This is a genomic window from Rhizobium sp. R693 (genome assembly GCF_002211315.1).
Taxonomy (GTDB): domain Bacteria; phylum Pseudomonadota; class Alphaproteobacteria; order Rhizobiales; family Rhizobiaceae; genus Rhizobium.
Genome location: NZ_LOKY01000003.1, coordinates 33707 through 50661, shown reverse-complemented (window position 1 = coordinate 50661; position 16955 = coordinate 33707). Strand labels below are relative to the sequence as shown.

Annotated in this window: 17 protein-coding genes, 1 tRNA gene and 1 pseudogene; 13 read left to right on the top strand and 6 right to left on the bottom strand. The window is 58.6% G+C overall.

The window, feature by feature from the left end; translation table 11 throughout:
- Positions 1-5 precede the first annotated feature (5 nt).
- A tRNA-Asn gene (locus tag ATY79_RS04370) sits at positions 6-80 on the top strand.
- A 221-nt stretch (positions 81-301) separates the two neighbouring features.
- Positions 302-541 (top strand): hypothetical protein, encoded by a 240-nt coding sequence (locus tag ATY79_RS04365; RefSeq protein ID WP_088694768.1) that lies wholly within the window; start codon positions 302-304, stop codon positions 539-541.
- An 801-nt stretch (positions 542-1342) separates the two neighbouring features.
- Here ATY79_RS04365 and ATY79_RS04350 read toward each other — a convergent pair.
- On the bottom strand, positions 1343-2176 hold the full coding sequence (locus ATY79_RS04350; protein ID WP_088694767.1) for an SDR family NAD(P)-dependent oxidoreductase: 834 nt from the start codon (positions 2174-2176) through the stop codon (positions 1343-1345).
- A gap of 99 nt (positions 2177-2275) precedes the next feature.
- Positions 2276-2938 (bottom strand): ChrR family anti-sigma-E factor, encoded by a 663-nt coding sequence (locus ATY79_RS04345; RefSeq protein WP_088694952.1) that lies wholly within the window; start codon positions 2936-2938, stop codon positions 2276-2278.
- A 216-nt stretch (positions 2939-3154) separates the two neighbouring features.
- Between ATY79_RS04345 and ATY79_RS04340 the strand changes: the two genes are divergently transcribed.
- From ATY79_RS04340 to ATY79_RS04320, 5 genes are all read left to right on the top strand, one after another.
- On the top strand, positions 3155-4195 hold the full coding sequence (locus ATY79_RS04340; RefSeq protein WP_088703138.1) for a cysteine synthase A: 1041 nt from the start codon (positions 3155-3157) through the stop codon (positions 4193-4195).
- A gap of 6 nt (positions 4196-4201) precedes the next feature.
- Positions 4202-4939 carry an alanyl-tRNA editing protein gene (locus ATY79_RS04335; protein WP_088694765.1) on the top strand — a complete coding sequence of 246 codons (738 nt, stop codon included), beginning with the start codon at positions 4202-4204 and terminating at the stop codon, positions 4937-4939.
- A 17-nt stretch (positions 4940-4956) separates the two neighbouring features.
- Positions 4957-5826 (top strand): 3-mercaptopyruvate sulfurtransferase, encoded by an 870-nt coding sequence (gene sseA / locus ATY79_RS04330; RefSeq protein WP_088694764.1) that lies wholly within the window; start codon positions 4957-4959, stop codon positions 5824-5826.
- 4 nt (positions 5827-5830) lie between these two features.
- Positions 5831-6394, top strand: a complete 564-nt coding sequence (locus ATY79_RS04325) for a GNAT family N-acetyltransferase (RefSeq protein ID WP_088694763.1) — start codon at positions 5831-5833, stop codon at positions 6392-6394.
- Between the two features lie 85 nt (positions 6395-6479).
- Positions 6480-6947: a DUF1203 domain-containing protein gene (locus tag ATY79_RS04320; protein ID WP_088703137.1), complete on the top strand. Its 468-nt coding sequence runs from the start codon at positions 6480-6482 to the stop codon at positions 6945-6947.
- Positions 6948-7009: 62 nt separating this feature from the next.
- Here ATY79_RS04320 and ald read toward each other — a convergent pair whose 3' ends face one another.
- The gene (ald, locus tag ATY79_RS04315) at positions 7010-8128 is read right to left on the bottom strand and encodes an alanine dehydrogenase (RefSeq protein ID WP_088694761.1); all 1119 of its coding nucleotides are present in this window, start codon (positions 8126-8128) and stop codon (positions 7010-7012) included.
- Positions 8129-8281: 153 nt separating this feature from the next.
- Between ald and ATY79_RS04310 the strand changes: the two genes are divergently transcribed.
- From ATY79_RS04310 to ATY79_RS04295, 4 genes and pseudogenes are all read left to right on the top strand, one after another.
- Positions 8282-8743, top strand: coding sequence for an Lrp/AsnC family transcriptional regulator (locus tag ATY79_RS04310; RefSeq protein WP_088694760.1), 462 nt, complete (start codon positions 8282-8284; stop codon positions 8741-8743).
- 88 nt (positions 8744-8831) lie between these two features.
- A complete protein-coding gene (locus tag ATY79_RS04305) occupies positions 8832-9728 on the top strand; it encodes a DMT family transporter (RefSeq protein WP_088703136.1) in 897 nt (298 codons plus the stop codon).
- Positions 9729-9798: 70 nt separating this feature from the next.
- Positions 9799-10125: pseudogene (locus ATY79_RS04300) on the top strand (PilZ domain-containing protein); the annotation flags it as partial.
- 100 nt (positions 10126-10225) lie between these two features.
- A complete protein-coding gene (locus ATY79_RS04295) occupies positions 10226-12214 on the top strand; it encodes a bifunctional 2',3'-cyclic-nucleotide 2'-phosphodiesterase/3'-nucleotidase (protein ID WP_088694757.1) in 1989 nt (662 codons plus the stop codon).
- Positions 12215-12252: 38 nt separating this feature from the next.
- On the opposite strand, the gene ATY79_RS04290 is transcribed toward ATY79_RS04295, so the two are convergent.
- Entirely contained in the window at positions 12253-13221 is a 969-nt protein-coding gene (locus tag ATY79_RS04290; RefSeq protein WP_088694756.1) for a LysR family transcriptional regulator, read from the bottom strand.
- 141 nt (positions 13222-13362) lie between these two features.
- Between ATY79_RS04290 and ATY79_RS04285 the strand changes: the two genes are divergently transcribed.
- Complete coding sequence (locus ATY79_RS04285; protein ID WP_088694951.1) at positions 13363-13977, top strand: FMN-dependent NADH-azoreductase; 615 nt, start codon at positions 13363-13365, stop codon at positions 13975-13977.
- Between the two features lie 47 nt (positions 13978-14024).
- Here ATY79_RS04285 and ATY79_RS04280 read toward each other — a convergent pair whose 3' ends face one another.
- On the bottom strand, positions 14025-14603 hold the full coding sequence (locus tag ATY79_RS04280) for a TetR/AcrR family transcriptional regulator (protein WP_088694755.1): 579 nt from the start codon (positions 14601-14603) through the stop codon (positions 14025-14027).
- Positions 14604-14707: 104 nt separating this feature from the next.
- Between ATY79_RS04280 and ATY79_RS04275 the strand changes: the two genes are divergently transcribed.
- Positions 14708-15484, top strand: a complete 777-nt coding sequence (locus ATY79_RS04275; protein WP_088694754.1) for an SDR family oxidoreductase — start codon at positions 14708-14710, stop codon at positions 15482-15484.
- 3 nt (positions 15485-15487) lie between these two features.
- On the opposite strand, the gene ATY79_RS04270 is transcribed toward ATY79_RS04275, so the two are convergent.
- The gene (locus ATY79_RS04270) at positions 15488-16759 is read right to left on the bottom strand and encodes a GGDEF domain-containing protein (RefSeq protein ID WP_189637261.1); all 1272 of its coding nucleotides are present in this window, start codon (positions 16757-16759) and stop codon (positions 15488-15490) included.
- Positions 16760-16955: the final 196 nt, after the last annotated feature.

The following is a 16955-nucleotide window of genomic DNA, read 5'->3' as shown; positions in this document are numbered from 1 at the left end:
GGTGATCCCTGGTAGCTCAGCGGTAGAGCATTCGACTGTTAATCGACAGGTCGCCGGTTCGAATCCGGCCCGGGGAGCCAGTTTCAAAGATAAGCGCCTGCTTTTGTTGATATTCCAAAAGCAGGTGTTTTCTTTCCCCACTTTTGAAATGCTTTCGAACGGTCGGCGCCTGGGATATTCGCACCGACGGCCGTGCGCTGTAGTGTTGCCCAGATTTAGCGCTTTGAACTCTTCACGTCCCAATTGTATCCTGAGGTTCGACGCATTGCGTGTCTCAGGGAATTGGAGAGGGGCAATAGCAATGAAACGCATGTTCCTTCTGGCCGCGGCGCTATGTGCGGTCGCTGCGCTGGCCGGCTGTCACAGTCCGACTCCCGATACCGATGTCAGACGGCCGGAAATTCCTGCGGGGAGTGCAACGGTGAGAGCCGGCTTGCTCCACGCGAAGCAGCAGCAACAGAAACAACAGCAGCCGCTGACCAATTTCCAGACCCGTTGCCAGCGAATGAACGACACCACGCATTGCCAGACGTCGAACTGAGCATCTTTCGATCATGGCTGGCTAACCATGAGAATCTCTTTTCCCACTCTCAGGTGTATCGCTAGATCAGCACCTTGCTCTTCGCCGACCAAGACCCTGCAGCCGTTCGGCCCAACGAATGGCGGCCCCACAAATCCCAGCTCCAGCACCTACGCGGGCGACTATACGAGCGGCGATAACGGCAAACCCGATCACTGTCGCCCCGGTTAACCCAACGCATCACGCCCCAGCCAAAGGCCATGGATTGCCGGGTGCGGCACATGCAAATTCGGGCGTTGATACCCCTGGCGGCGAGAGTGGCGCATCAATCAATGACGCTTGCCGCGAATACGATAACTGATCGGGCCGATATAGATGGCCTCCAAAAGGGCCGGGATAACCGGCCCTCCTCTTGCGCTGGAACCTCTCGAAAATTCTCCGACGACGGCCGAAACGTCTGTTCCGCGCGAGCCCCTGTTTCGTCGCAGGAGCAAAATGCCAATGCGAGATCGCCTAGCCGAATTTGGCGAATTTGTCACTGGCCAGGGACTTCGATTTCAGGTTAGACTATGCTGGTACACTTGCCGAAATGGCGCGAGCGCTTTTGGTCGGCACAGGAGCGTGTTCGCCCATTGGGCTTCGATAAACGCTTCGAACGCCTCTTGGAATTCTGTTTATTGTGAGCAGGCTTCCGCGGCTAGAAATATAGACGTCCGCCAGGTCGTCTTTGTCGCGGAGCTGACGAGAGCGGGTGGCGGCCTGTTGACAGATGACCTCCTGTCTGGCCGCCATCCGCCTCGTCTCTGCCTCAGACAGCAACGGCTACTCTGCCGGATGCGCCATACCTGGCCGTGGGTGCTTTTCCAACGGCCGCTCCCGCCAGCCGGTCGAGCGATTCACCAGCCAGAAATAGAGATTATAAGGCAGCAGATTGACGAGCTTCATCGTGTAGGTGAAACGCTTCGGGAAGGTAATCTCGAAACGCTGAGACTTGAGTCCCGCCGAAATCTGTTCGGCAGCCTCCTCGACCGAGACCAGCGAGGGCATGTGAAATTGGTTTCTCTTCGTTGCAGGCGTATCGACGAAGCCAGGATTGATGAGTTGGATGCGGATGCCCATCTTGTCGAGATCGAATTTCAGGCTCTCCGCCATGTTAATCAATGCGGCTTTCGTAGCGCCGTAAGCGGCACCGGTCGGCAGCCCGCCATAGCCTGAAACCGACGAGACGATGGCGATTTGCCCCTGCCCCTTCACCTTCATGTGCCTTACGGCCGGGACAAGGCAATTCACAACACCCTGCAGATTGACAGCAAAGCTCCGCTCAAAATCTGAAAGCTTCAACTCTTCCGCGTGGATAGGCAAATAAACGCCGGCGTTGAAGACCGCCAATGCCAGCGCACCGTACTCGTATTCGATTGAAGCAAGCACATGCTCCATGTCCTCGGGATTGGTGACATCACCATCGAGCACGATGATGCTGCCGGGCAGATCGGAAGCCTCAACCTGCAATTCGGCAAGCTTTTCATGATCGCGAGCGGTGACAGCCACCTTGTATCCGTCCCCCGCAAGCTTCAGTGCCAAGGCTCGCCCAATTCCTGAACTCGCGCCGGAAATCCAGGCTATTCCATGTTCAGGACGAGCGACGAAATCTTGCATGGCACATATCCTCCGGGCTGTGTTCTGAACGTCAAAACAGGTCCGGGAGTTCCTCGCCATCTCCCGGATTTAAGGCATATCACGCTATTGTGGCTGCTTTCAGCCGATCAGGTCGCCGATGATTTGGCGGAAGGAGCCTGTCAGCTTGATCGGCGCGTCGAGGACCGAAAACGCGACGCATGGACGGTTCTTTTCGGCAATCGGTCGATGGTCAACGCTCTCGTCGGCGACCGAGATATCACCGGGTCCGAAACGGCCGCGGCTGTCGCTGAATGCGCCATCCAGGATCAAGGTGAGTTCCATGCCCTTATGAGTGTGCGCTGGCAGCGCGCGGCCAGCCTTGATCCACATCAGGCTGACTTCGCAGCCATCGAGGTCGGTTGAGTATTGCTTGAAGCCCGGAAGCTTCGTTTTCCAGGGCACAGTGTCCAAGTCATAACCGACGAGATCGCGAATCGCTTTCGGGAAGAAACCTTTTTCCATCCGCAGATTCGTTGCTGTGTGGTTTTCGGCGGGCGGCGCGGAGGAGAAGACGGCCGCGAGCCGCGTAGCGCGGTCACCGATCGCAGCCTCCGGCATCTGCTCGAGAGCCTCGCCGGCCAGAGATTCGAGATCACTCACCAGCAAGCGATGATCCGGCTTCATTTCGAGATGCGATTCCACCAGCACTCGCGCCGGCTGAGGAAGAGATCCGGCGACATAGTGCGCCATCAGTACATCGACCGTGTCGATATGCTCGTGAACCATGACGGTTTCGGTCATTTCCGCTTTTAGAGATTGCTTTGTTGTCATCCGTACGTTGAAAGTCAATCTCCGGATCACAAGGGGCGCAGACGGCTCCGGTTCAATGCCCCTCGACCACGACGAAGTCTAATTTTATCGCTGCGCTCAAAGGGATGGAATAGCATTTCTTGCCAACCTAGCCTTGTGAAGGGAAAAGACCGTTCTTAAACTAAGCGTTCAAAAGAGGCAGAGTCCATGACCGTCCATCCGTCCGTTCTAGAGGCAATCGGCAACACCCCCCTGATCAAGCTCAAGGGCGCGTCGGAAGCGACCGGCTGCACTATTCTCGGCAAAGCGGAGTTCCTCAATCCGGGCCAGTCGGTCAAGGATCGCGCGGCGCTCTACATCATTCGCGATGCAGAGAAGAAGGGCTTGCTGAGGCCGGGCGGCGTTATTGTCGAAGGAACTGCCGGCAATACCGGTATCGGCTTGACCGTCGTTGCGAAGGCACTTGGCTATCGAACCGTCATCGTCATCCCGGAAACCCAGAGCCAGGAAAAGAAGGACGCCCTGAAATTGCTCGGTGCCGAGCTCGTCGAGGTGCCCGCCGTTCCCTACAAGAATCCGAACAATTATGTGAAGGTGTCCGGAAGGCTCGCCGAGCAGCTGGCGAAGACTGACCCGAACGGCGCGATCTGGGCAAACCAGTTCGACAACGTCGCCAACCGGCAGGCCCATATCGAAACGACGGCCCGCGAAATCTGGAACGATATGAACGGCAACGTGGACGGTTTCATCTGCTCGGTCGGCTCGGGCGGGACGCTTGCCGGGGTGGCAGCCGGCCTCAGGGCGTTCAGCAAGGACATCAAGATCGGCATCGCGGACCCTGATGGCGCCGCGCTCTACGAATTCTACAAGAACGGCGAACTCAAGTCGGCCGGCTCCTCAATTACCGAAGGAATCGGTCAAGGCCGGATCACGGCCAACCTGGAAGGCTTCACACCCGATTTTGCCTATAGCGTTTCGGATGCGGAAGCCCTGCCCTACCTCTTCGACCTCGTCGAGCATGAAGGTCTGTGCCTGGGTGGATCGACGGCGATCAACATCGCCGGCGCGGTGCGCCTTGCCAAGGAATTCGGCCCCGGCCATACCATCGTTACAATCCTCTGCGACTACGGCAACCGCTATCAGTCCAAGCTCTTCAATCCTGACTTCCTAACCTCCAAGGGCCTGCCCGTTCCGGCGTGGCTCGCCAAGACGCAAGACATACAGATCCCATACGAACCAGCAGCGTGAGACCCCATGCCCGTCAATGCCCTCTATCGTGACGATTTCTATCTTTCGACATGCGAGGCGGAGGTAACCGCCGTTCACGAAGACGGGGGCATCGAGCTGGATCAGACCTGCTTCTATGCGACGTCAGGCGGGCAGCCGGGCGATACCGGCTTTCTCGAGCGCGCCGACGGCAGCAAGATCACGCTCGGACAGACGAAGCACGGAGCAACCAAGGACATCGTCGTGCATGTGCCGTTCGAGGGCCAGGAACAGCCGGTCGTCGGTGAAAAGCTGGTGCTGCACGTCGACTGGCCGCGCCGCTATAAGCTGATGCGAATGCACACCGCCTGTCACCTGCTCTCCGTCGTCTGCTCCTATCCGATCACCGGTGCGGCTGTCGGCGAAGATGAGAGCCGCGTCGACTTCGACATGACAGAGACGATCGACAAGGACGACGTCACCGAAAAACTCATGGAGCTGGTACGGCAGAACCACCCGGTTTACCTGCAGTGGATCGCCGATGAAGAACTGGCGACCAATCCCGGCATCGTCAAATCCAAGAATGTTCGCCCGCCGATCGGGCTAGGCCGGGTCAGCCTTGTCTGCATCGGCGAGAACTCGGCGATTGACAGTCAGCCTTGTGGCGGCACACATGTCTCCGAAACTCAGGAAGTCGGTCAGATTCACATTGCCAAGATCGAAAAGAAGGGCAAGGAGAACCGTCGCTTCCGAATTCGCTTCGGCGCTCCCGGCGACGAAGCCTGAAGCCCAGGGAGAGCAGAATGAGCGAAGAAAAAAGCCGTTTCGTCGTTTCGGCCGATTGGCTGCAGGCGGAACTGGGCAAGGCGGACTTGCGCGTCCTGGACGCGTCCTTCTATCTGCCGGCACAGAAGCGCGATGCCGACGCGGAGTACGCCACCGGCCATATTCCTGGCGCCGTCCGTTTCGATCAGGACAAGATCGCGGATCACTCCATACCGCTGCCGCACACTATCCCGTCGCCCGAGCTTTTCGCAGCTGAGGTTGGCAGACTCGGGATCGGAGAAAACGATCGTATCGTCGTCTATGACGGGATCGGGATGTTCGCATCACCACGGGTCTGGTGGCTGTTTCGCGTGATGGGCGCGCGGCAGGTATACGTACTCGACGGCGGTCTCGACGGGTGGAAGTCAGAGGGGCGCCCGCTTGAGACAAGCGCGCCTCGCTACGACCCCAAGGTTTTCAAGCCGACCTATGACGCCTCGAAAGTCGTCACTCTTGACACAATGCGGGACATTGTTGCGAGCGGCGCGCTGCAGATCGCCGACGCCAGAAGTGCGGGCCGATTTGCAGCGCTCGAGCCCGAGCCGCGGGCCGGCATGCGCTCCGGCCACATGCCCGGTGCACGCAACCTGCCATCGGGCGTCTTCGCCACTCAGGGTCGCTTCAAGTCGCTGCCGGAGCTTAAGCGGACGATCGAGAACGCGGGCATAGATCTTTCGAAGCCAGTCGTCACATCGTGCGGTTCCGGCATCACTGCCGCAATCATTACGCTGGCGCTGGAGTCGCTGGGGCACACCGACAACAAGCTCTACGACGGCTCCTGGAGCGAATGGGGTGGCCGCGAAGACACGCCCGTCGTTACTGGCCCGCCGGAACCGGTCAAAGCCTGACGCGATGGTGAAGGCGCCCTCTTCTTTGAAAGCCCATATCACCCGCCTGGAAATGACGGCACCGCCGAAGGCAAGCCTCCCGGTGCCGATCAACATCCAGACGGCGATCATGCGGGCACCCGATATTCCGCTGCCCTTCTACCGCTATCTCTACCGCCAGGTTGGGGCCCGGTGGCAGTGGGTGGATCGTTTGCGGATGGCCGACGAGGATCTGGCCAAGACGCTTCACGACAAGCGCAACAATATCAGCGTCCTTTACGTCAATGGCGCGCCCGCTGGCTTCTATGAATACTTCGTCGAGGATGAAGAGACAATCGAACTCAGCCACTTCGGGCTCTTCGAGCGTGCGCTTGGTCTGGGGATCGGAAAATGGTTCCTGCTGCAGTCGCTCTACGCGATCTGGACGCTCAATCCGAAGCGGGTGACAACGACGACCAACAACCTCGATCACCCGCGCGCCTTGCAACTCTACCAGATGTTCGGCTTTTCACCGGTCTCCACCGGTTCGGGCATCGTCCGGCCTCTCAGCGACAAGGAACTTCTAGACCTGAGTAAGAAGGATTGGTGAGCCGGTCAGACGAAACCAAGCAAGAATCGGGTGGCGGGCGCAGGCGCAAGGGCGCATCTCATGGCAATTAGCAAGGAGATCCGCCATGACCGACATCCGCTTTTCCGCCATGCCCACTGCCGACGCTGAGAATCTCTGGAACGGCGGTAGAGACGCCTACGGTTTCTTGCCCGAGACAATGGTCTCAGATGGCTCAGGCCATCCCTGCCGTCATTGCCTGAAGAACATCGATGATGGCGAGGAACTGCTGATTTTTGCATACCGGCCTTTTCCCGAGCTTCAGCCCTATGCTGAGACCGGTCCGATCTTCCTCCACACGCAACCGTGCGAGCGCTATGCTGCGGAAGAGGTCCCGCCGCCGGTCTTGACCAGCCCGGATTTCATCGTGCGCGGCTACAATGCCGAAAACCGCATTGTTTACGGCACGGGCGCTGTGACACTGACGCCCGATATCGGCTCCTATGCCGCCCAGCTCCTGGAGCGGACGGACATCGCCTATGTGCACGTGCGCTCGGCGCGCAACAACTGCTATCAATGCCGCATCGACAGATGACAGCAAAAAGGGCCGGTCGCATGAGAATGCGACCGGCCCTGCCTCACGTGACGCGATGGGATTTACGCTACGTTCAGTACGCTTTCCGGTGCGTAGGCTTCATAGCCCAGAGCTTCGGCCACCGGCTTGTTGGTGACACGGCCCTTGTGGATGTTGAGACCGTTCCTGAGGTGACGATCCTCCGCGATGGCGCGCAGCCCACGGTCGGCAAGCGCCAGACCATAAACCAGCGTCGCATTGTTCAGGGCATGCGCTGAAGTGACCGGCACCGCGCCTGGCATGTTAGCGACGCAATAATGCACCACGTCATCGACAACATAGGTCGGTTCGGAATGGGTCGTCGCATGCGACGTCTCGAAGCAGCCACCCTGGTCGATGGCGACGTCAACGATGACAGAGCCACGCTTCATGCCCGACAGCATTTCACGGGTGACAAGCTTCGGTGCGGCCGCCCCCGGAATGAGCACAGCGCCGATAACGAGGTCGGCCGAAAATACTTCCTCTTCCAGCGCCTGAATGCTGGAATAGCGGGTGTGGACACGACCGCCGAAGATGTCGTCGAGCTGGCGCAGACGCGGAAGAGACTTATCGAGGATGCTGACGTCGGCACCGAGGCCCGCCGCCATCCTGGCTGCATGCAAGCCGACCACGCCGCCGCCGATGACCGTAACCTTGGCCGGCAGCACGCCGGGTACGCCGCCGAGCAGGATGCCAAGGCCGCCATTCGCCTTCTGCAGCGCGGTCGCGCCCGCCTGGATTGACAGGCGTCCGGCGACTTCGGACATCGGCGCCAGGAGCGGCAGGCCGCCGCGATCATCAGTTACAGTCTCATACGCAACAGCGGTGACGCCGGAAGCAAGGAGGCCCTTGGTCTGTTCCGGATCAGGGGCGAGATGGAGATACGTATAGAGAATTTGGCCGTCGCGAAGCTGCGCCCACTCGGAGGGCTGCGGCTCCTTAACCTTTACGATCATGTCACACTTCTCGAAGATTTCCTTGGCCGAGGCAGCAATCTTTGCGCCAGCGGCCGCGTAGGCGGCATCATCGGCACCAATGCCAGCGCCTGCCTTGGTTTCAACCCAGACCTCATGGCCATGAGCGACATATTCACGAACGGATGCAGGTGTCAGGCCGACACGATATTCATGATTCTTGATTTCCTTCGGGCAACCGACACGCATTGGGCGTTCCTCTCTTTTTGTCCGCTTGGCGGAGTGTTTTGACGAGGAAATCCAACCACCACAGCCGCGAAATGTCCTTGCAAAGAAGGTTTGCACCGACGCTGATTTTCGAAGATTATTGCAAATTCGAGCAAATAATCGAAAGTTCTTCGAATGTCCGAACTCGACACCATCGATCTTGCGATTCTGAAGACACTTCAGTCCAGCGCCCGCATCACTAATGCCGATCTTGCAGCCAAGGTTGGTTTGTCGGCATCGGCCTGCTCTCGGCGGCTTGATATCCTGGAAAAGAGCGGTGTAATCAGCGGCTATCACGCGCACGTCTCTCACAAGTCATTCGACTATAAGATGATCGCGGTGGTGCATATCTCCCTATCCGGTCAGTTTGCGAAGACGCTTTCGGAATTCGAGGCCGCCGTTAAACGCTGTCCGAACGTTCTCGTCTGCTATCTGATGTCAGGCGAATATGACTACATTCTCCGTGTTGCCGCCCGCGACCTCGAGGACTACGAGCGCATCCATCGCGACTGGCTCTCGGCGCTTCCGCACGTTGTTAAGATCAATTCGAGCTTTGCCCTGCGGGAAGTCATCGACAGACCAAATGTCGGGCTCTGACTGAAGAGCCAAAAATCGCCAGACAGTTCTTGCATCGGAGTGGCAGCTTCGTTACCCCTTGCCTGATCCTCCGCAGCAAGACGCACGCATGAAATCCAAGACCCAAGGCTATATCTTCGTCCTGCTCGCGATCACCATTTTCTCGCTGCAGGACGGCATCTCGAAGCATCTGGCATCCGCCTACCCGCCCGTCTTCATCACCATGATCCGCTACTGGGCCTTCGCCGCCTTCACCGTAGCGCTTGCTAGCAGGATGAGAGGTGGCTTGAAGCAGACGGCGAAAACCAGGAGGCCGCTGCTGCAGCTGATCCGGGGTATTTTGCTGGCCGCCCAGGTTGTCGTCGTCATCAACTGTTTTGCGCTGATCGGCCTTGCCCACTCACAGGCAATCTTCTCAGCGACGCCGATTCTGATTGCGTTGCTCTCGATGCCCATCCTCGGAGAGCGGGTCGGCTGGCGTCGCTGGACGGCGATTGGTGCGGGTCTCGTCGGGGTGCTGCTGATCCTCAAGCCGGAAGGCGGGTTCTTCGACTTTAAGCTGCTACTTGCCGTCTTCTCGTGCTTCCTCTTCGCCTTCTACGTCATCGCCACGCGCCTCGTCAGCAGGGACGATTCGGCCATGACAAGCTTCTTCTATACGGGCGTCGTTGGCGGCATCGCCATGTCGCTGGTCGGTCCCTTCTATTGGACCTGGATGTCGGGCTGGGATTGGGGATGGATGGCGCTTGTCTGTCTGACCAGCATATCGAGCCACTATTTTCTCATTCGCGCCTACGACATGCTGGATGCAGCGGCAGTTCAACCGCTGACGTATCTACAGCTCGTCTATGCATCGATCATCGGCGTATTGATCTACAATGAGAAGCTGAGCCTGAACATGATCGTCGGCTCGGCAATCGTCGTCGCGGCAGGCATCTTCACCGTATGGCGGGAACATGTCGTTGCACGCAGGTCACGTTCGCAATCGGTATCTCCACAATTTTAGATCGAGCTATTAAAGCATTCTCAACGTTCGCCTCATAGAATTCATCCGTATGTTTCTGGTGGAGCGTAACATGCAACGCAATCTGAATATCATTACCCGCAAGGCCGAGCGCCGGTCCTGCCGCATATTCGGTAAGGTCCGCTACCTCACCAAAGAAGTGGATGCTCGCATCCTCGACATGTCGATTACCGGCATGGCCGTCGAAATCCGGGCGCCGATTCATGCCGCCTCCGGCAGCCGTGTACAGATTCTTGCTGATGATCTGGGCACGCTGCAGGGCATCATCCGCTGGAGCCACAATGGCCGTCTGGGAATTCAGTTCGATCCGAACTCCAATGCCCGTGCGCAGGTGGCATCATACTTCCGATTCTTCCACAAGGAAGTGAAACCGGTCCTGACACGATAATTCCCCTGTCATTTTCAGGGTTTACTCCTTCGCAAATCACCCTAGTCTCGCCTGCGGGGCCGGGCGATCAGTGATTTTCGAAGGAGTTTTCATGTCTTCCATTCTCGATCTGCCGCCAATGACCCGCCGCTCCTTGCTTGGCGGCCTTGCCGCGACGTCCGCACTGATCCTGCTTCATCCCTTTAGCGCGCGCGCAGCCGCCAATCAGGCTCATCTGCGCCTGATGGAAACGACGGACATTCACGTCAACGTCTTTCCCTATGACTACTACGCCGACAAACCGAACGACACGATGGGGCTGGCGCGCACCGCGACGATCATCGACAACATCCGCGCGGAAGCTGCCAATTCGCTGCTGATCGACAACGGCGACGTGCTGCAGGGCAACCCGATGGGCGACTATATGGCCTATCAGAGCGGCATGAAGGACGGCGACGTGCATCCAGTCATCAAGGCCATGAACACGCTCGGCTACACCGTCGGCACACTCGGCAACCATGAATTCAATTATGGCCTCGACTTCATGTTCAAGGTGCTGAACGGGGCGAACTTCCCCTTCGTCTGCGCGAACCTGACGAAGGGCCAACTCGCGTCCGACCCGACGAAGGATGAGCTGTTTTTGAAGCCGTACATCATCGTCGAAAAGACCATCAAGGACGGCGCCGGTAATGAAAGCCCGGTCAAGATCGGCTTCATCGGCTTCGTCCCGCCGCAGATCATGCTTTGGGACATCAAGAACCTTGAAGGCAAGACGCAGACGCGCGACATCGTTGAGGCAGCCAAAGCCTGGGTACCTGTCATGAAACAGGAAGGCGCGGATATCGTGATCGCGCTTTCGCATTCCGGCATCGACGGCGCCGCCCCATCCGAGAAGATGGAGAATGCATCCCTGCATCTTGCCGCAGTCGACGGGATCGACGCGATCTTCACCGGGCACCAGCATCTCGTCTTCCCCGGGCCGAAGACCTGGGACGGCGTTCAGAACGCCGATCCGGTGAAAGGCACATTGCACGGCAAGCCGGCGGTGATGGCGGGCTTCTGGGGCTCCCATCTCGGCCTGATCGACCTCCTGCTGGAGAAGGACGGCAAAGGCTGGAGGATCGTCGACTTCACCTCCGAAGCCCGACCGATCTACCACCGCGATGACAAAAAGAAAGTCGTCGCCGACGTCGCGGACAAAAAGGACGTTATCGACGCCGCAAAGGCCGAGCACGAGGCAACGCTCGCTTATGTGCGTACCCCGGTCGGCAAGACCTCGGCGCCGCTCTATTCCTATTTCGCGCTGGTCGCCGACGATCCTTCCGTTCAGATCGTTAGCCAGGCACAGACCTGGTACATCAAGCAGATGTTGGCCGACACGGAATACAAGGACCTCCCGGTGCTTTCGGCGGCAGCACCCTTCAAGGCCGGCGGTCGCGGCGGCGCGGACTACTATACGGACGTGCCCGCCGGCGACATCGCGATCAAGAACGTCGCTGACCTCTACCTCTATCCCAACACGGTCCAGGCCGTCGCCATCACTGGCGAACAGGTGAAGAACTGGCTGGAAATGTCAGCCGCCATGTTCAACGAGGTGAAACCGGGATCCAAGGATGCGGACCTGCTGAACAACGCCTTCCCATCCTACAACTTCGATGTGATCGACGGCGTCACCTATCAGATCGACCTATCGCAGCCGCGCAGGTTCGATGATGACGGCAAGCTGATCAATGCCGATTCAAACCGCATCCAGAACCTGCAATTTGACGGCAAGCCCATTGATCTCAAGCAGAAATTCGTGGTCGTCACCAACAATTACCGCGCGGGCGGTGGTGGCAAATTTCCGGAAATTGCTGCCGACAAGGTCATCTTCCAGGCGCCCGACACGAATCGCGACGTCATTGTCCGCTTCGTCCACGAGGAGGGCACGATCAATCCCTCGGCCGACGGGAACTGGACGTTCAAACCACTGCCGGGGACGACAGCCGTCTTCCAGAGTGGTCCGAAGGCCAAGCAATTCCTCGCGGACGTGAAAAGCGTCAAGATCGAGGACGCCGGCGAAGGCACCGACGGCTTCTCGAAGTTCAGGCTGATACTCTAGATGTGAGCTTCACGAGGGCGCGGGAAATCCGCGTCCTCTTACTCGGCGGCAATCGGCAAATCAGGCGGCGACAGCTCGGCCAGTTGAGCTGTAAAATCGGCGTGCCTGGGACATTGCTCGAGCCTCACCCGAAACGCATCGATCATCCAACTCGCTGCCGGACCCGGCGGGCTGGCGGTCCGTCTCATGGCGTAGATCGGATATTCTCCCTGCTCGAAAGCCGGCAAGTCGAGATGGACCAAAGCACCGCTTCTCAGATCGTTGCGAATAAGCGAGGCGGGCAAGCCGCCCCAACCCAGCCCACCGCGAATGAGAGAGTGTTTCGTCGCAACGTCGCTTACCCGCCATGTTTTGTAGGAAAGCACATTGAAATCACGGCCTTTTGTTAAGCCCGATGCATCCGTCACCACCAACTGCGTCTCCTCGCGGACATCCGCCAGGGTCAACGGTCTACCGATCTTCGCGAGCGGATGATCATGTGCGGCAACGGGCATCATGAAGGAGTGTCCTATTTGTTCTGCAACAAGCGCGTCATGTTGCTTGAGCAGAGCGCCGCCAATGCCAATCGTTGCCTTGCCGCTCAAGACGAGATCCATCACCACGCCAAGTTCGCCCACCGTCAAACTGAGCGCCACGGACGGGAATTTGTCACGGAACCCGCGCAGCACGTCGACGACCGCGTGCGACGGCACCATGACGCTGATCGCGACGGAGACTTCGGCCTCCAGCCCTTCCTTCAGCCCTTTCACGCGGGCGCGCATTACCTCGAGATCGGAGACAAGCCGCCGCGCATCTTCGAGGAGCGCCTTGCCCGCCTCCGTCAGCTTCGGCTGCCTTGCGCCGGAGCGCTCGAAAAGCGGCACTTCCAATTGAGCTTCAAGGTTGGCGATCGTGTAGCTGATGACCGATTGAGCACGGTTTAGCGAGCGCGATGCGGCCGAAAAGCTGCCCGTTTCCGCAACGGTGAGGAACACCTGCAACTGGTCGAGTGTGGGATTCGGAAGCATCTTCCATCCAATCTATCGATGATTTCGATCGACATTATCACAGTTTTTTCGATAGTCAGCCAGACCTATTTTCTGCCTCGAAACAGCGGCTCGAAGCTCCCTACAAGAGCCGAGAACTCCAATTCGAGAGGAAATTCAATCATGTCTTCCATCCTGCTTCTGACGTCCAGCCCGCGTGCAGACTCGCTTTCCACCACGATCGCCGTTGACCTTGTCGAAAAGATCAAGGCCCAGCAGCCAGGCAGCGCCGTCGTTCGTCGCGACCTCGCCGCCAACCCGCTGCCGCACATTGATGATCTCTTCACCGCTGCCATCCGCAAGCCCGCCGATGACCGCACCGCCGCCGAAGCCGCAGCCGTGAAGACGTCGGACGAACTCGTTGCTGAACTGCTTGCAGCCGATACGATCGTCATCGGTACCGGCCTCATCAACTTCAACATCTATTCGTCGCTGAAGACCTGGATCGACAACGTCGCCCGGGCCGGCCTTACCTTCAAGTACACCGAAAGCGGCCCGGTTGGCCTTGCCACCGGCAAAAAGGTCTACGTCGTTCTTGCTTCCGGTGGCGTCTACTCGCAGGGTCCGGCAGCTGGCATGAACCACGCGGTTCCGTATCTGAAGTCGGTCCTCGGCTTCCTCGGTATCACCGATATCGAAACGATCTACGTTGAAGGCCTCGCCTTTGGTCCGGAAGCTGCCGAGAAGGCAATTGGCGCCGCAAAGGCCCGCGCCGAGGAAATCGCCCTCGCCGCCTAACAGGTGTCAGAATTGATGTTGAAACGGCCGGAACTCACCGGCCGTTTTCATTTTGTGCAGAAGTCGTTCACGAAGACCTTTACGGTATCGAGTATCTCGCCGGCAAAGGCTTCATCGTTCGAGATCCGGGCAAGACCCAACGCGCCTGTCATGAGGCAGGACGCAATAATCGCCTGGCGGCGGGCTTCTGCCGCGTCCGTGGGGTTCATCCGCGCCTGCATGTTGCGCATGTTCGTTTTTATTTGGTCGGTCGCGAGCGACCGACATTTCTCGCCGCTGCGCGCCATATCAGCCGCGAGGGCCGCGAACGGGCAGCCGCCGGCCGTATCGTCTCGATGTTCCCCGCTCAGGTATGTCGCCGCATACTCCTGCAACGTAATGTCCTCCGGAGCCCGCCCTTCCGCCCGGACCTTCGCGGACCAGGCGCCGAAGGCCGATTGCATCGCTTCGGCCACCAGTTCGTCACGCGACGCGAAATGCTTGTAGAAGCCGCCGACCGTCAGCCCCGCCTCCTTCATCAGATCCGCGACGCCCACGCCTTCCAGCCCCTTCTCGCGCAGACGTCTCGAAGCGATCTCAACGATCCTCTCGTGCGTCTTCCGTTTATCCTGCTGTGAGTGACCCATGAAAATTCTCTCCGGCACTTATTGACGCATGAGGATTATAATCGTAATCCTTGAGGATATTGATCATAATCCAGATCGCGAAAGTTTCCAATAGGAGTCATTCAATGCGCCTGCAGAACAAGGTCGCCCTCATCACGGGCGGAAACAGCGGTATCGGTCTTGCCACTGCCAAGGTCTTCCTTGACGAGGGGGCGAGGGTGATCATTACAGGCCGCAATCCCGAGACCCTCGCGGCCGCCGAGAAGGCTTTGGGCAGCAACGTGCTCACGCTGAAGCTCGACGTGACTGATGTAGCTGCCACGGAACGGGCATTTGCGGAAGCAGCTGCCAAATTCGGGAAGTTTGACGTGCTTTTCGCAAATGCAGGGATCGGTGGCGCCACTCCGTTGGGCGCAACGTCGCTGGAGCAGTTTAACACCATTATCAACACGAACCTCACGGCCGTCTTCTTTACGGTCCAGGCCGCGCTTCCGCATCTGAACGACGGCAGCTCCGTCATCCTCAACGGATCGGTGCATTCGGTGCTTGGTGCGCCCGGCTGGTCGGCCTATGCCGCTACGAAGGGTGCGGTACGTGCCATGACCCGCAACATGGCTTCCGAGCTGGCCCCGCGCGGCATCCGCGTCAATCAGGTCACGCCGGGTGGCACCAAAACACCGATCTGGCAACCAATGGCGTCGACGGCGGATGCAATGTCCGCGCTTGAGGCCAGGCTGGGCGGCATGAGCCCGCTCGGACGCATGAGCGAAGCGGAAGAGATTGCCAAGGCTGCGCTCTATTTTGCCTCAAGCGACTCGAGCAACGTCACAGGGATCGAAATTGTGGTCGATGGCGGCGCGACAAGCGCACCCTCCGGCGCCAAGATATTCCGCGCCAGTTAAACGCTAGCCGGTCTTCACAAGGCCAGGCTTGCCAACAACGCAATTGCGGCCGCCTTTCTTTGCCTGATAGAGCCTTTCATCCGCGGTCGAAAGAACAGTTGTGAAGCTTACTCCGTCGGTGTCGGCTGTCGCCACACCGACGCTGACGGTAACGGGCTTGCCATCCGGCGTCTTCACGCTGCTCGCAATCGTCCAGCGCAAGCGCTCGGCAAGTCGCATTCCCTCGGCATGGTCGGTTGCCGGGCAGACCGCGACAAATTCCTCGCCACCAAAGCGGAAGACACGGTCGGCCGATCGCAAAATGGTCCCTAAGCGAAGCGTGATCGCCTTCAACACCTCATCTCCCTGCAAATGCCCGAAGCGGTCATTGACCTCCTTGAAATGGTCTGCGTCCAGAATGATCACCGTAGCGAACTGCCCTTGCCGCAAGGCTTCGCGGACCATGACCGGCGCTTCCATTTCCATGCGCGTGCGATCGTAAACGCCGGTCAGAACGTCCCTGCCCGTCCGGTTCAGCAGATCGTTGTAACGCTCACGAAAGGTCAGGTCGCTGAAGATATCGCTGATCGGCCGCATGCTCGCCGGAATACCGTCGCGGCGTATCCAAATCTCGTAGACTGCAAAGAGCACGGTGTAGACACAGACGGCGAACATCTTTGCCCTCCACCCGTCCCAGAAGGCGGAGGCCGGAATCTCAAGGAAATAGTGCAATGCACCGAAGAACCCGATCTGATCGAAAGTCAGGAGGACGAAGCCACAGATCATGAAGCGTAAAATGATCCTGTGCCTCAGATAGCGACCGAGGCGCTCGTACATCAAGATGATGCCGATGGAATCGAGATACAGGAGCGTTGTGCCCCACACCATGAGCCAGCCCATTTCCTTGAGGAAATCGAAGTTCGCTCCGTCGCCGCGGGGGAGATCGATCGGCGTATGCAACTGAAGCAGCCACGCTACGGCCACCGTCAGGATGTTGCCGAGAAACAAGCCGTAGATCGGTTGGCGAACCGTAGCGGCATCTTCTTGCAAATACAGCATCAGGATCATCATCAGCTTGCCGGCGAAGAACACCGACGAACCGGGCGACGCAACGCCGAATGGCAGCGCCACGTAAAACACTGCAGCAAGATAAGTTTCCATGAAATGCATGACGCCGAGGGCAGTGAGAAACACGCCCAAGCCGAGGCGATGACGGAAATGCAAGAGCGTTACCATGAGCGTGAAATAGCCAACAGCTTCAATGGCAAACAGCAGCAGGTTAAAGGCTTGCATCAGGCGCCTCTCGCATCAGCGCCCGAGACGGCGCCGCGCCAAGAATCAGCGGCTGCGAACATGAGTGGCTGTCTGTGTGTATTGTAAGGCACGTGGTTGTCCTGCAAGGCTCCAGACACCAAGATTCCTCGCAATCCTTTAAGATTACGTGAGGATTAATGCCGTCAAGTCTGACACCGAAGAAGCGGTGTCAGAAGCC

Excerpts from the sequence above, each read along its gene's own strand:
- ATY79_RS04275 (WP_088694754.1), top strand. The coding sequence starts at position 14,708 with ATGCGCCTGCAGAACAAGGTCGCCCTCATCACGGGCGGAAACAGCGGT.
- ald (WP_088694761.1), bottom strand. The coding sequence starts at position 8,128 with ATGCGTGTCGGTTGCCCGAAGGAAATCAAGAATCATGAATATCGTGTC.
- ATY79_RS04320 (WP_088703137.1), top strand. The coding sequence starts at position 6,480 with ATGACCGACATCCGCTTTTCCGCCATGCCCACTGCCGACGCTGAGAAT.
- ATY79_RS04340 (WP_088703138.1), top strand. The coding sequence starts at position 3,155 with ATGACCGTCCATCCGTCCGTTCTAGAGGCAATCGGCAACACCCCCCTG.
- ATY79_RS04350 (WP_088694767.1), bottom strand. The coding sequence starts at position 2,176 with ATGCAAGATTTCGTCGCTCGTCCTGAACATGGAATAGCCTGGATTTCC.
- ATY79_RS04335 (WP_088694765.1), top strand. The coding sequence starts at position 4,202 with ATGCCCGTCAATGCCCTCTATCGTGACGATTTCTATCTTTCGACATGC.
- ATY79_RS04290 (WP_088694756.1), bottom strand. The coding sequence starts at position 13,221 with ATGCTTCCGAATCCCACACTCGACCAGTTGCAGGTGTTCCTCACCGTT.
- ATY79_RS04305 (WP_088703136.1), top strand. The coding sequence starts at position 8,832 with ATGAAATCCAAGACCCAAGGCTATATCTTCGTCCTGCTCGCGATCACC.
- ATY79_RS04345 (WP_088694952.1), bottom strand. The coding sequence starts at position 2,938 with ATGACCGAAACCGTCATGGTTCACGAGCATATCGACACGGTCGATGTA.
- ATY79_RS04295 (WP_088694757.1), top strand. The coding sequence starts at position 10,226 with ATGTCTTCCATTCTCGATCTGCCGCCAATGACCCGCCGCTCCTTGCTT.
- ATY79_RS04325 (WP_088694763.1), top strand. The coding sequence starts at position 5,831 with ATGGTGAAGGCGCCCTCTTCTTTGAAAGCCCATATCACCCGCCTGGAA.
- ATY79_RS04310 (WP_088694760.1), top strand. The coding sequence starts at position 8,282 with ATGTCCGAACTCGACACCATCGATCTTGCGATTCTGAAGACACTTCAG.
- ATY79_RS04285 (WP_088694951.1), top strand. The coding sequence starts at position 13,363 with ATGTCTTCCATCCTGCTTCTGACGTCCAGCCCGCGTGCAGACTCGCTT.
- sseA (WP_088694764.1), top strand. The coding sequence starts at position 4,957 with ATGAGCGAAGAAAAAAGCCGTTTCGTCGTTTCGGCCGATTGGCTGCAG.
- ATY79_RS04365 (WP_088694768.1), top strand. The coding sequence starts at position 302 with ATGAAACGCATGTTCCTTCTGGCCGCGGCGCTATGTGCGGTCGCTGCG.
- ATY79_RS04280 (WP_088694755.1), bottom strand. The coding sequence starts at position 14,603 with ATGGGTCACTCACAGCAGGATAAACGGAAGACGCACGAGAGGATCGTT.